Here is a 15,093-nt window from a genome sequence, read left to right as displayed (position 1 = left end):
TATGGATTCGTTTGGGTGTGCCTCAATAATTTTGGGTGCTAAACGTTAGAAATATTGTTTAGAAAAAACAAACTAAAGGAAATTAAATTAAAATGACAACAGAAAACAAAAAAGTTGAGAAAAAAGTTGAAGTTAAACAAGAAAGAACTCCAATTATTTCTAAAGATAAATTATTAGAAGCAGGTTCATACTTTGGACACAAAACACACGCTTGAAACCCTAAAATGAAAGAGTATTTAGTACTTGGAAGAAAAGTTAAAGGTGCTCACATTATTGATGTTTACAAAACACAAAGCCACTTAGAATATGCTTACAAATTAGTAAACAACTTAGCATCAAAGGGTACACAATTCATTTTTGTTGGTACAAAAAAACAAGCTCGTGAAGCTGTTAAAGCTGCTGCTGAAAGAACAAATTCATTCTACGTAACTGAAAGATGATTAGGTGGAACATTAACTAACAACGAAACAATTATGCGTCGTGTTGGGACAATGGAAGAATTAGAAGCTAAAGCAGCTGCAAACTTCAAAGGTTACACAAAGAAAGAAGCTTTAATTTTTGAAAAAGAATTAGAAAAATTACACAAAAACTTAAATGGTATCCGTACAATGAAACGTTTACCACAAGTTATGATCGTTGCTGATCCTAATGAAGATGAAATTGCTGTTAAAGAAGCAAAAAGAAAAGGTCTTAAAGTTATTTCAATTTTAGACTCAAATTCAAACCCAGATTCAGTAGATTTGGGTGTACCTGGAAACGATGATTCAGCAAAATTCATCCACGTATTCATGACAATTATTGCTGACGCTATTGTTAAAGCAAAAGGTGGAGAACAAGTTTACGCATATCAAGATGATAGTAAAGTTGTTTTACCAGAATTTCAACAAAAAACAGTTGTTGCAACTGAAGACAGAGAAAACTAATTTTATATTTTAATTAAAGGAGTTATTATGAGCGATAACAAAATGGAATTAATCAAAGAATTAAGAGCAAGAACAAACTCTTCATTAATTGATTGTAAAAAAGCTTTAGAAGCTTCAAACTACGATATTGAAGCTGCTATTAACTGATTAAAAGAAAATGGTATTGTAAAAGCTGCTAAAAAGGCAGGAAGAATTGCTGCTGAAGGTGCAGTTATTGCGGTAGGAAACGAAAAACATGCTGTTTTAGTTGAAATTAATTCAGAAACAGATTTCGTTGCTAAAAACGATAAATTCATTTCATTATTAAATGAAGTATCAAACGCTATTTTAGCAAGTGATGTTGAAACATTAGAAGAAGCTTTACAAGTTAAATTATCAAGCGGTGTTACAGTAGAAAACTCATTATTAGAAGCAACAGCTGTTATTGGTGAAAAAATTTCTTTACGTCGTATTCACTCATTAAAAGCAAGTGAAGGTGAAGTTTTAGGAATCTATGTACACGCTAACCAACAAGTTGCTGCTGTAGTTAAAGTAAAAGGTTCAAATGTTGATGCAGCAAAAAATGTTGCAATGCACGTTTCTGCTATGAACCCAGAATTTGCTTTATTAAGTGATATCCCAACAGATCGTTTAGAGTCTGTTAAAGCTGCTTTTGAAGAACCAGCTGGATTTGATAAAAAACCTGCTAACATTCAAGAAAAAATTAAAGAAGGTTGATTCGAAAAACAATTATCAGAATTTGTTTTAGTTAAACAACCATTTGTAATGGAAGATTCATTATCTGTTGAAAAATATTTAGCAAACAATAACGCTACATTAGTTCAAGTTGTTAGATTTGAAGTTGGTGAAGGTATTGTTAAGGCACAATCAGACTTCGCAGCTGAAGTTGCAAGCATGGTTGTAAAATAGTTTTTTGTACAAAAAAACAATAAATTTTGTCTACAAAAAATATAAAAAATTCAAAAAAATAAAAAGTAAGAACTTATAATTCTTACTTTTTTCTTTGTTTTTTGAATTAAATTTATACATTTATTATAAAAGTTTATTGATTATTTTTTTACATCAAAATGAACATTAATTGAACTTTTATGCCTACACCACAGGCACAAATGTCTAATAATGATATTTTCACTTGGTTATATGTCTTTTTTATCGAGAAAAATACTTTTAACACTCATATATAATTATAAAAGTTGTTTTCAAGCTATTTTTCATTTTTTATTTTAGTATTATAATATTGATATTGATTTAAAAATTTAAATACAATCAAAATGAAAAGGAATAATTATGAAGAAAAATAAATTTAAATTGTTATCTACAGGAGCTCTTTTAGGAACAACTCTTGTTGGTACAGTGTTTGCTGTTTCTGCTGAAACTGCAGCGACAGAAAATAACAATACTTCAAATGAAGCACAAACATCTTCATTTAACAAGTATGTTTCAAATAGATTAAATGAATTTGCAAAAACAAAGGCAGATGAATACAAAGCCTTAATTGAAAAAAGAATTTGAGATGATTTTGAAGGTGGTATTACTGCTTCTCAAAAAGAATATTTAGTTTCAAAAATTGATTCAATGGATGGTTCTAATTATAAAGATGTAAGAAAAGAAATTATTAAGCTTGGTTTCGAAACAAAAGAAGCATTTAGTAGATTAATTACTTACACATTTGGTGGTTCATATTTTAAAAATTTAATGACTCAAGGAACAAACTCAAGTTTAAATAACACAATTACATGAGCATTTGATTCATTAAGAGTTTTTGAAAGACAAGACTTATTATCAAATGAGACATATAAAGCTGCTTTTGATGAATTCAAAGCAACAGGTGATGCATTATTTGAAGAAATGAAAAATGGGATTAATAATGATAATGCTAAATTAAAAAATATTCTTGAGAGAGCATATGATTCATATAGAAAATTCACAGCAGCCATTAAATCTATTACTACACCACAATTTAATAAATTAAAAGAGTTTGTTAGATATCATGAATACTTACAAGGTTATTTCTATAGCGAAACAAATAGAACAAAAGTAAATGGTAATCCAAATGAATGAAATTTCAAAGATTTCTATACTGGGTTAGCAGCTAACTGAACATTGCTTATTGGTAACTTATCAAGCGATACTGAATTAGAAAGACTTTTATTTAAATGGAATATTGAAGGTACAAATGATAACCACAACCACTTTAAGGCTAAAAATGGTGAAGGTAGTGTACCTTTATTTGCTCACTTCCAATCAATTTCATGATTAGAAGAAACAGGGAATAATTATCGTTTCCCATTCTATCATGCAAAATGATCAAGAGATCTTTTTGGTTACTTATATAACTATACAGACTTAAATTTAGTTGAATCAGAAGAAGGTAAAAAGACTAAATATATTAATTCAATTAATAGTGTTGATGAATTCTATTTTAAAAATATTCAAGGTCATAAATACTTTATTGAAAACTTTAACTTTAAACCATCAGATATGCCTATGTCAATTTATAAATGAAGAAAAGGATCAAACTTTGGTAAAAGACCTGCATATACAGGTGAATACTACAACATTAGATATGATAATGTTATTCCATGAAAAACAAAAGTACTAGATAGTAATAATGGTTATACAGACTCTAACTGACAACTAAATTTTGCTGCTCAAAACTATTCAGTATTTAATGATAGAGAAGGTGGGTTCTTTAAAAATCCAAGAGACGTTAATGGTCTTGAAAGAATAAGGGAGAGATTAGCTGCTTTAGAAGCTAAAAAAGCTCAATTATTACAACTAAAAGAAAAACATCCAGAAGCAGCTGGATCAATCGATGAATGAATAGCTGATATTGAATCTGCAAAAACAAGTGATAATGTTTTTGCGATGGACACACTATTAGATGACAAAACATATGCAGAAAACAAAATTAAAGATGGTTCTTTAGGTGCTCCTACATTACAACAATTCTTAGATAGAGTTAAACAAGATGATTTATCAGAAGCAGATCGCTTAGCTACCTTAGAATTATTTAGAAAATTAGATACTGAACTTGCGGGTATTGTTGATGCTGCTGAGCATTATAAATTAAATGTTAAACCAGTAGTTACTGAAGCTTCATTAGAAAATGACAAAGTAAATGCTGCAAATGCAACTTCTGATAAAGTAGTTGACGGAAAATACCCTCTTACTTTACCTGATGGTGTAACTATAACAAATATTACTGACGAGCAAGTAGAAGAGTTAAAACAAACTCTTAAAAGCACTTTAACCGACTTACAACATAATTCATTTGATTCAGCAAATGATGCTTACAAAAAGTTGGTAGAACCTCTTGAAGTTCCTAATGAACTTAAAACAGCATTTGATAAGGCTGTTGATAATGTTGCTTTCACACCAGAAACATTCAAAGATAACTCAGTTGCTAAAAATGGATATGAAAAATTAAAACAAGCTGAAGAAATGAAAAAATTATATGAAGACATTAATGCAATGGAACCATTTAATTTTGACAAATTAACAGAAATTAATCCAGAACTAGCACAAAAATTACAAGAAAAATACAATCAACTTTCTACACCATTAAGTTCATTAGGCAAAAATGCTGATTTAGCTGATGCATTAATTGCAAAAACAAATCAAGAAAATGGTATCGAAGACTTAAAAGCTCAAAAAGAAAAATACGATACTTTCATGAAAAAACTTGATATCAATGGAAAAATTGCGGATTCAGCAGTTGGTGACCCAGCTCGTCAAAAATTTTTAGATTACATTAATGCTGAGACAACTACACCTGAAGATGCTCAAAAAGCATATGAAAAATTCGCTTTACTTAATGAAAAAGTTGGTGAATTTAAAGCTGAAGTAGATAATTACAATGAAAACGTTAAACCACACGTTACACAAGCTGGTTTAACATCTGAAAATAACGAAAATGTTAAAGAAGCAAATGACTTATTAGCTAAAATTGATGATAAAGGAAAATTCTCAGTTGATTTACCTGAAGGATTTAACTTTACAAGTGATGATAATGCACCAATTGAAGCAATTAATTCTTCAATTCAAACAGAACAAATTGATAAGCTAAAAGAAAAAGAATTTGAAATCTTAAGAGAAGCTCTTAAAGCATTAGTGGGTAAATCAGATTTACCAAATGAACTTAAAAATTCATTTAACAACTTTGCTGATGGAATTATGAATGATTCAACTTCAAAAGCGGATAGTGAAAAATTAAAAACAGCTTTTGATAAATTAATGGATAAAAAAGATGAAATTGCAAAATTATACAACGACATCAACACATTAAAAGATGCTGACTTGTCTAAAATTAAAGCAGTAAATCCGGAATTAGCTTCAAAACTAGAAGAAAAACAAACAGAATTATCATCTCCATTAAAACAACTAGGAAATGATCAAGACTTAGCTAATGTATTATTTAACCAATTAAATAGTGATGATGGTTTACAAGATACAAAAGATAAAAAAGCTAAAGTTGATGCATTTAATGAAAAAATCGCTTTAAGTGATTTAGTTGTTGACTCATCAATCGCTGATCCAGCTCGTAAAAAATTCTTAGATTACATCAATGATGCAAACACATCTTTAGAAGATGCTAAAAAAGCATTTGAAAACTTCTCAAAATTAAATGCAAAAGTTGATGAACTAAAAGGTTTAATAGATAACTATAAAAATAATGTTCAACCTTTAATTGATGATTCACAATTATCAAATGAAAAAGTTGAAAAAGCAAACCAAATTATTGCTAAATTAGATGAAAATGGTAAATTATCAATTCAATTACCAGATGACTTTAACTTTGCAGCTACAGAAAACCCAGCTCTTGACAATATCATTAGACAAGTTCAAGAAGATGATGTTGATGCATTAAAACGTAAAACATTCTACAACACAAATGATGCACTTGTTGAATTATTAAACAAAAAAGCTGACATTTTACCTCAACCTTTCAAAGATGCCTTTGCAAACAAAGTTGAAGAACTTAAAGCTAACTATACACCAGAAGAATATACAAAATCATTAAAAGATCTTTATGATGAATTACTAGATAATGAAAATAAATATAAAAAATTATTCAATGAAATTAATGGTGATTCATACAAATTAGACTTAACAAAATATCCAAAAGCTAGAAATGAAGATGTTGCAAAATACAAAAAAGAATTAGAAAACATTGAAAGCTGAGGAAAAGATAGAGCACTAGCTAAAAGTATTTTAGATAAATGAAACTCAAATGATAATAAAAATACAGCATTTGATGAATTCAAACAATACGAAGATGCTAAAAAAGATGTTCAAAATAGAACAAAAACTGCTATTGATAAAGCTCTTATCATTACATTTACAGTATTATCAGTTATCTTAGCATTAGTTTCATTAGGAATTATTGTTGCTGTTAAGAAAAAATAATAATAAACATTAAAAAATCTAAAGTAATCTTTAGATTTTTTAATTTTAAATATACACTAAGTTTTAAAAACGCAATGGTTAAATTAAACTTACCATTGCGTTTTTATTTTCTAAATATATGATTTTTTGATTGGGGAATTATGTAAAAACTCTAATATTTGTTTTTTATATTCATTTAAAATATTATTTGATTCATCAGAATTATCATTCAATTTTTCATAATTGCTTAAAATATTATGAATTATATTTGCTAACTCTTCTCAATTTTCAAATCCTCTACTTGTCATAGCGGCAGTACCAATTCTGATACCGCTTCCTAAACGTGGATTTAAAGTATCGAATGGGATGGTATTTTTGTTTAAGGTTATATTTACTTTATGTAATATGTCTTCAGCTTGTTTACCGTTTATTTTGTATGTATTATAAACATCAATCATGAATAAGTGATTATCTGTTCCATTACTTATGATTTTAGCTCCTAATGACTTGAATCTTTCGGACATTGTTTTAGCATTTTTGATTATATTTTTAGCATACTCTTTAAATTGTGGTTGTAATGCTTCATAAAATGCAACTGCTTTACCTGCGATAGCATGAAATAAAGGTCCGCCTTGGTATCCAGGGAATACTCATCTATTTATTTTCTTAGCAATTTCTTCATCATTAGTCATGATGATCCCGCCACGACCCCCACGTAAGGTTTTATGTGTTGTTGATGTAATAACATCAGCATATCCTACTGGTGATGGATGTACATTTGCTGCGATTAATCCTGCTATATGAGCAATATCAGCCATTAACTTAGCGCCTACTTTATCTGCAATTTCTTTAAAACGTTTAAAGTCAATTGTTCTTGAATAAGCTGAATATCCACAAATAATTAAATCTGGTTTTTCTTGAATTGCTAACTTTTCAATTGCATCATAATCTAAAATGCCTTCTTGGTTTAAATCATATGAAACTGAATCATAGAAAATTCCACTAAAACTAATTTTATATCCATGAGTTAAATGGCCACCTGAGCTAAGTGAAAGTCCCATAATTTTACCACCACTAGGTACTACTGAAGCAATTGCAGCAGCATTTGCTGTTGAACCTGAATATGGTTGCACATTTGCGTACTTAACTCCAAATAACTCTTTTAATCTATCAATAGCGGCCTGTTCAAGAATATCAACATACTCACAACCGCCATAATATCTAGCTCCGGGATAACCTTCACCATATTTATTAGTTAAAATGCTTCCTTGAGCTCTTAAAACATCTTCTGAAACAAAATTTTCAGAAGCAATTAACTCAACATGATCTTCTTGTCTAGTAAGTTCATTATTAATAGCATCTTGAATGAGTTTATCTTTTAAGGTAATTTTTGAATACATATAATTCCTTTCTAATTAAAGGCTTTATTAATCTTTTCGATATTTACTTCATAATCAGTAATTCTTAATGTTACATTATGAGTAGTTTCTTTTTTGTAATCATCAATAATTTTGATTTCAAAAGGATTATGAATCGCTTTAATTTTATTAATTGCCTCTGCAATACTTTGATCATTTTTGATTTCAAAAGTTAAATCAATTGTTTTTAAAGGTTCTGGATTAATAGCTTTAAATTTAGTTTTATTTATAGCTACAGGAACTTTAAACTCTGCGTAAAATGCATTTGTGTTATCAAATTTAGGGTGGATTTTTCCAATTCATCCAATTTGTTTATTTTGATAAAGAATTTTAGCTGAAACATTCTGATGAATCATAGGATTATCATTAAACTTAACAAATTCAAGTTGAAGGTTTAAAAAGTTAATAATATCTTGTTTAAGTTCATTAAATGTTTTAGTAGTTGAAGCTAATCCATAAACAAATTCTTGAGTTGAAATCATACCTTCTTCAAAAATATTTAAAGTATCCATCTTTCTTTTTTGATTATATTCAATTACTTCTTGTAGTGAAGTAATGATTGAATGACGCACAGATTCTCTTTCTTTAGAAACAAAAGTAAGTAAATCAATACTTTCTTTATGCATTAATGGGTTAAATTGATTTTTCTCTTTAGATACTAAAGTAAATGTTCTTGCTTCATTATATCCATTATGCATTCAATATAATTTATCATTACTTCTTTTTTGTGTTCTTAAAGAAGTAATATTAATTTTTTCTGGTGTGAATTTTTGATATGAGTAAAATCTGAAAATTTCTTCAATAATATCTTCAAAGTAATTTACATCATATCTATAATTAGGCACAATAACTTCATCTTTTGAAAATACAAATCCTAATCTTGAAAGCTGCTTAATAGCTTCATCAAATACTGATAAATCGTTTAAACCAGAATATGTTTTTAATTTATTTTCATCAAATTTAATTCTTTTAAGCTCATCAACTTTAATTTCATTTACAATGTTTGAAACTTCAAGGTTTGAACTTGCTGCTTTAATATACTCTAAACCTAACTTAGCAACTTCTTGTGAAATGAATCTTGAACCTTGATTTGATGAATTAGATGCAAGTTTAATTTCTTTTGCTCCATGTCTAATTAATTTTGAATCAAAGATTCCGATTTCAAATAAGTAATTTGTTGTTTGCTCCGTTGATTTAGTTGCTTCTAATCCCATTACAGAAGCAAGTGAAACAACATTTTTATCATCTTTAATTGCTAAGACTTCTTTAACTGATACTTCTTTGTTTCCTAAGATAGTTAAATCTCCTGAATATAACTCTGCACTAAGATTACTTGAAAGTTTTGAAGCATCATAAACATGCGCAGGTGAACCAATTTCAAGTAAAGTCAAATTAGTTAAGTTAACTGCTCAATCAAATAATGAAGAAATTCCGTGTTTAGCTAATAATGTTTTATGGTAAATGCTTGTTTGATTTTTCCCATTAACTTCTAAAAATGAAAGTTCTTTTGCTTTATTTGGTTTTGAATTAAATCTTGAAACAAAATCTTGTTTTTGTACTTTTTCAAATAAAGGTTTAAATTCAGTTTTAAAGTATGCGGCTAGTTCTCTTGCTAAGAAATAATATGAATTAGCATCATTTCTATTTGCTGTGGTACTAATTTGAATAATAGTATCATTGATATTTAAAAGTTCCATTGCATCATCATTAATTGAAGCAAAATCATTAGGTAAAACTAATAATTGGTCTTTATCTGTTAATAATGAATAATCATATCCAATTTCACTTCAAGAAGCCAACATACCTTGTGATTTATAACCTTTTAATTCAACTTCTTTAAATTCAACTCCATCTTTTGAAGCACCAACTGGAAAACAAATAACTAAGTTACCTTTTTGTAGGATTCTGTTGTTTGTCTGAATTGTTATTTGTCCATTTTTTGTATTTAATTCAACTACATCTAGTCTATCTGAGTTAGGGTTTTGAAAAACATTTAACACTTCTGCAAATACAACGCCTTTAACATTTGAGAAAGGCTTAATTTCCTCAACTTCAAAACCTAACTCATTGAGAGCTTTTTCTAATTCATTTACCTCTAATTTGATTTTAGGTAAATATTTATTTAGATGTTTTAGTGATAAAATCATCATTACCTCCTATAAATTTCAATCAATTGGTTCTTGTTTTAATGCAATTAATTTTTGATTAATTTTTTTGAAAACACCTGAGTTTTCAAAGCTATGTCTATATCCAAGTGGCGAAGGATGTGATAGTTTGAAAACATTATCTTGATCATAGTTCATAAATTTAAGTGCACTATCTAAAACGTTATGTGCTTGATTACCTAAAGCAAGAACTAAAACTTTAGGGTTTTGTTTAATTACTTCTTGAATTGTTGCTTTAACAAATTCTTCTCATCCAATTCCTTTGTGAGAATTAGGATTATTTTCTTCAACCGTTAAAACTGAGTTTAATAATAAAACACCTTGCTTAGCTCATTTTTGTAATGAATTCGTTTTGAATGTTGTTTTAGGAAAATCTTTTTGAATTTCTCTAAAAATATTTTTTAAACTTGCCGGTGTTTTAATGTGCCCTGTTGAAAATGCAAGACCATCAGCAATATTAATTTGTGGATAAGGATCTTGTCCCAAAATAATTAATTTCGTATCTTTAACTTGAAAATATTCAAATGGTCTAAATAAGTCCATTTGGTGCGGAAAAACTGCTTTTCCATTTTTTTCTGAGTTTGCTAATTCTTTTAAGATAACTTGAAAATATTCTTTTTTACCTTCAAATTGTAAAATATTTAAAAAACTATCTTTCATTATTAAATTGCTCCATAACTCTTAAATCATTTCTATAAAGATCTCTAATATCGCTAAATCCATATTTAATCATTGTAATTCTTTCAATCCCAAGACCTGCAGCAAATCCGTTCATTTGGTTATCAAAACCAGCCATCTCTAAAACTCTAGGGTGTAGCATTCCTGCACCTAGAATTTCAATTCATCTGTTGTTGTAGAAAACATCAACTTCAACACTAGGTTCAGTGAATGGGAAATAACTTGGACGAAGTCTAATTTCAACTTCTTCTTCTAAAACATATGAAAGCATTGACTTAAGTGTTCATATTAAATTAGGGAAACTTACTTTACCAACAGCAACAAAGTCAAGTTGAGTAAATTGGTGTGAATGTGTTGCGTCATCTTCATCATTACGATACACTTTACCAATAGCAAAAGTTCCTAATTCTTTATTTTTATTTTCTTCTAAAACAACTGCTGTAACACCTGTGTTATGAGTTCTTAATAAAGTAGTTGCATTTAAATATAATGAATCATGCATTGCTCTAGCGGGATGATCTTGTGGAATATTAAGTTTTTCAAAGTTATATAAGTCAGAAACAATTTCACTTGCTTTTTGTTCATAATAACCATGTTGAATAAATCAATCTTTTAATCTTTCTTCAATAATAGTGATTGGATTTAATGAACCTGGTTTTCTTGAAGGTTCAGATACATCAATAAACTCACTATTAATTTTGTTATTAATTAAAATATCTTTTACTCTTTGCTCTGCTTGTGCAAAGAATTCTTCATAAGATTTTTTAAGTTTATTAATTTCTTGACCTAATGCTTTTTTTTCTTCAATTGAAGCACTTTTAAGTTTTTTTTGTAATTTAAAAATTTCACCTTCATTACCAAAAGCATCTGCTTTAGCTTTTTTAAGATCTTCTAAGTTATTAATTTGTTCTAAATTTAACATACTTACTCCTTATCATTATTATGAGCTTCTTTAATTGAATCTCAATATTTTTTAACATCATTTTCGTATTTATTATTTCCTGGATGATAAAATACTTCATCTTTAATTTCTTTAGGTAGATAAAATTGCCTTACTCAATTTTTAGGATAATCATGAGGATATTTATACCCAATCCCATCCCCAAGTTTTACTGATGATTTATAATGTGAATCTCTTAAGTGACTTGGTATCCTAAAAACTTTTCCTTGATTTAAAATAAAATCTTTTACTTTTTCTTTTGCTAAGTAAACTGAATTACTTTTTGGTGATAAAGCAAGTTCTGCAATAGCTACTGATATTGGTAATTCCCCTTCAGGCATACCTAATCTTTCAAATGTTTGAATTGCAGCTAAAGTTCTTTGACCAATTGAAGGATTTGCTAAACCAATATCTTCATAAGCCATGGCAAGCATTCTTCTGAAAAGACCATCATGATCACCGCTTGCTAAAATTAAAAATCCATAATATAAACTTGCATTAACATCTGAACCACGCAATGACTTATGAAATGCTGAAAGATTATTATAATGTTCTGAAGAATTTTTATCAGTATAAAAGCTAACGTTAGGGATAATTGTTTTCAAGTCTTTTTCTGATATTTCATTTAAATCTTGTTTTAAGAATGCAAGCATTTGCAAGTTATTAATACTTGCACGATAATCTCCAGATGAATAACTTGCTAACATAGCAAGTTTTTCATTACTGATTTTTAGATCTGGAAAATTATTTTTAATTATTTCCCTTAATCCATAAACAATATCTTGAATTGAAAGTTTATGAAACTCAAGAATTTGCATCCTACTTCTAATAGCGGGCACAACTTTAAAATATGGGTTTTCTGTAGTAGTTGCATAAACAATAATTTTGTCAAATTCTAAATATGATAATAAAATCTCTTGTTTATCTTTATTTAACCTATGTATTTCATCAATTATTAAAATCTTATTAGTTTTTAATAATTCTACTAATTCACCTTTAGATCCGATAGATGCATTAAAATAATCAAACGGTAAATCCATTTCCTTTGCTAGAGCTATAGCTGTTGAAGTTTTACCAATTCCACTTTCTCCAAAAAAGATAAAACTATTTTGAAGTTTTTTATATGCTACTTTTTGCAAAAGTTCTTTAATGTGATCTTGGCCTATAATTTGTGATAAATTTGATGGACGTAAACTATTTGCGAGATTTTTCTTCATATTTATTAAATTATAATATATATAACTATATTTAAGGCATGAAAGTTTGAAAAAACTTTTACTAAAATTAACGTAAATTCCTGCATTATATTCATTAAAAAGATTTTTATTTTAATGGTTTTTAAACTATAATTTGATTAATATTATGACTCAAAAACATCAAGAAATTTTACAAAAAATTGAACAAGTAAAAGAATCTCCAGGTATTTATCTCTGAAAAGATATTAATGGTGAAATTATTTATATTGGTAAAGCTAAAAAGCTAAAAAAACGTATGAAACAGTATTTTACTGGATCATTAAATTCATACAAAACTTCAAAAATGTTTGAACAAATCGCTGATTATGAAGTTATCTATACACTTAATGAACGTGATGCACTACATCTTGAAGAAAGAATGATTAAAGAAAATACCCCAAAATATAATATTAAACTTGTATATAGTTCAAAAAGCCCTTATATTAAGGTATTTATTGATAGTAAAAACCTTATTAAATTTGGTTTTAGTGAAAAAGTTAGCAAAAAACATAATTCAGAAAATGAATTTTATTATGGGCCATTATTTTATAATGATGAACATAAAAACTTTATTGATGTTTTAAAGAGTTTTTATACTTATAAAGAGGGTATTTTAATAACTAAACAAAGTTATCGAGAAGCTAAAATAATTTTTGATGAAATTATTGAAATTTTTAAATTTAAAAACAATGATTTTGTTAATAAGTTATATGATGAAGAATTGCGTTTTGCTTCATTATTTGAATTTGATAATGCAATTAAATATCAAAAAGCCCAGGAATTCTTAAGAAAAACAAAAGAGCCACAAGTAACTGAGATTGAGAAAATTTTTAAAGTTGATTATATTGTTTTTAAGCAAATTAATAACATTGCATTAGTTGGTGTCAAGAGTTATAACTACGGAATCACAACAAATTTTTTTATTAAATATTTTTACTGAAATGGCCTTTTGGAAGAATTTATAGAAAACTTTTTAGATACATTTTATAAAGATAAAATTTTACCTAAACAAATTTTCATTAATGAAACTTCTGTTCAATATATTAATGAAATTAACACACAATTTAAGTCACTAATTAGTATCGCTAAAATTGGTACTAACGCAAATATTTTAAAAAATATTGAGCTTAATCTTGATGAAAAGTATAAGTCACTTTCAAACGACAAAGGCGAAAGTATTTTTAAAGAAATATCACAAAAACTAGGTATTGAAGTTAATAATCTTTATATTTTTGATAATTCGTTTGAAAAAAACAAAGATGGTGTAGGAGCGGTGCTAGAAATTAATCAATTCAACTATAATAAACCTATTTTACATAAGTGGAATTTAGAAAAAGAAATTGCAAATTTCGAAAAAGAAAATGACCTTAAATACATGTATTTTAATGTTTTGAAATTCTTAAAACTATATGAAGCGAGTGTAAAAGAAAATGATGTTTTTGTCGCAGACGGAGCAATCAATCAAATTAAAGAAATTCAAGAAGCTCTTAAAAATTATGGATTTAAAAATAAAATTATTGGTTTAGTAAAAAATGATTTTCATAAAACACAAAAAGTTATTGATGAAAACAATAATACATTAAGTTTTAGCCAAACAACATTTAAATTTTTTGAAAGTGCACAATTTAAAGTTGACAAAAGAGCCAAAGAATATTTAAACAAAAGAAGAATTGATAAATTACTAAATTCAGAAGTTTTAAACATTCCTGGAGTTGGTGAGAAAACTGAATTAAAACTAATTAAAAAGTTTCAAACTTTTGATAATTTAAAAAAAGCAACTTTATCGGAATTAGAACAAGTTGTTTCTAAAAAACAAGCAAAAGAAATTTATAATTTTTACAATAATGACAAAGATAATAAAAGTTAAACTTTTATTGTTTTTTAAAAAAGGTGATTATGCTTTAAAATAAATAGACATCACAAAACAAAAAAAAAAAAAAAACTTTAAAAGCCTTAATTTTAGGTTAATTATGTGTTTTTGTTCAAAATGTCTTATTTTCATATTTTTTCTTGCACTATTTCAATTTGACTTTTGAAAATTTTCATAAAAAAATGGTACTTTTTTATTTAAAAATTTTTTTAGCTCATTTTGATAAAAATAATAATTTAATAAATTAGCCGATAATTCATCAGTAATTTCTTCTAATTCTTTCGTTCTTGATGATAAGTTTATATACTTATCTTCATCTTGGATTTTTGCACATTTTAAATCTTTAACAACCCTAAAAATCGTATTTGCATTATATTTATTTTAAAAAAATTGAATTCTAAAAGTCTTGTGAAAAAGCAACGATTTATAGCAAATTAAGAAATGTTCTACGATTGAATATTCTTTCTGTAAATATA

9 protein-coding genes are annotated in these 15,093 nt (G+C 27.2%); 4 read left to right on the top strand and 5 right to left on the bottom strand.

All coding sequences use genetic code 4. The features are described 5' to 3' along the window. The first annotated feature begins 92 nt into the window (after window positions 1-92). From rpsB to D2846_RS02030, 3 genes are all read left to right on the top strand, one after another. Window positions 93-923 (top strand): 30S ribosomal protein S2, encoded by an 831-nt coding sequence (gene rpsB, locus D2846_RS02040; protein ID WP_117275364.1) that lies wholly within the window; start codon window positions 93-95, stop codon window positions 921-923. A gap of 27 nt (window positions 924-950) precedes the next feature. Beyond that, window positions 951-1,832 (top strand): translation elongation factor Ts, encoded by an 882-nt coding sequence (gene tsf, locus D2846_RS02035; RefSeq protein ID WP_117275362.1) that lies wholly within the window; start codon window positions 951-953, stop codon window positions 1,830-1,832. A gap of 378 nt (window positions 1,833-2,210) precedes the next feature. Next, window positions 2,211-6,332, top strand: coding sequence for a hypothetical protein (locus D2846_RS02030; protein ID WP_117275360.1), 4,122 nt, complete (start codon window positions 2,211-2,213; stop codon window positions 6,330-6,332). Window positions 6,333-6,442: 110 nt separating this feature from the next. Here the strand turns inward: D2846_RS02030 and glyA are convergent, their stop codons facing one another. From glyA to D2846_RS02005, 5 genes are read right to left on the bottom strand one after another with little or no spacing between them, the layout of a single operon-like run. Beyond that, window positions 6,443-7,711 (bottom strand): serine hydroxymethyltransferase, encoded by a 1,269-nt coding sequence (gene glyA, locus D2846_RS02025; RefSeq protein ID WP_117275358.1) that lies wholly within the window; start codon window positions 7,709-7,711, stop codon window positions 6,443-6,445. An 11-nt stretch (window positions 7,712-7,722) separates the two neighbouring features. Then, complete coding sequence (locus D2846_RS02020; protein ID WP_117275356.1) at window positions 7,723-9,876, bottom strand: phenylalanine--tRNA ligase subunit beta; 2,154 nt, start codon at window positions 9,874-9,876, stop codon at window positions 7,723-7,725. 9 nt (window positions 9,877-9,885) lie between these two features. Next, window positions 9,886-10,554 carry a uracil-DNA glycosylase gene (locus D2846_RS02015; RefSeq protein WP_117275354.1) on the bottom strand — a complete coding sequence of 223 codons (669 nt, stop codon included), beginning with the start codon at window positions 10,552-10,554 and terminating at the stop codon, window positions 9,886-9,888. Continuing rightward, window positions 10,544-11,494, bottom strand: a complete 951-nt coding sequence (locus tag D2846_RS02010; RefSeq protein ID WP_117275352.1) for a phenylalanine--tRNA ligase subunit alpha — start codon at window positions 11,492-11,494, stop codon at window positions 10,544-10,546. The genes D2846_RS02015 and D2846_RS02010 overlap by 11 nt, the downstream gene beginning before the upstream one ends. A 2-nt stretch (window positions 11,495-11,496) precedes the next feature. Continuing rightward, window positions 11,497-12,729, bottom strand: coding sequence for a replication-associated recombination protein A (locus tag D2846_RS02005; protein ID WP_117275350.1), 1,233 nt, complete (start codon window positions 12,727-12,729; stop codon window positions 11,497-11,499). A 145-nt stretch (window positions 12,730-12,874) separates the two neighbouring features. On the opposite strand from D2846_RS02005, the gene D2846_RS02000 reads away from it, so the two are divergent. Further along, window positions 12,875-14,614 (top strand): GIY-YIG nuclease family protein, encoded by a 1,740-nt coding sequence (locus D2846_RS02000; RefSeq protein WP_117275348.1) that lies wholly within the window; start codon window positions 12,875-12,877, stop codon window positions 14,612-14,614. Window positions 14,615-15,093: the final 479 nt, after the last annotated feature.

The organism is Mycoplasmopsis edwardii, from assembly GCF_900476105.1.
In the GTDB taxonomy this organism is placed as follows: Bacteria; Bacillota_I; Bacilli_A; order Mycoplasmatales; family Metamycoplasmataceae; genus Mycoplasmopsis; species Mycoplasmopsis edwardii.
The sequence above is the reverse complement of the archived record's forward strand: the minus strand, read 5'-3'. Positions and strand labels throughout refer to the sequence as shown.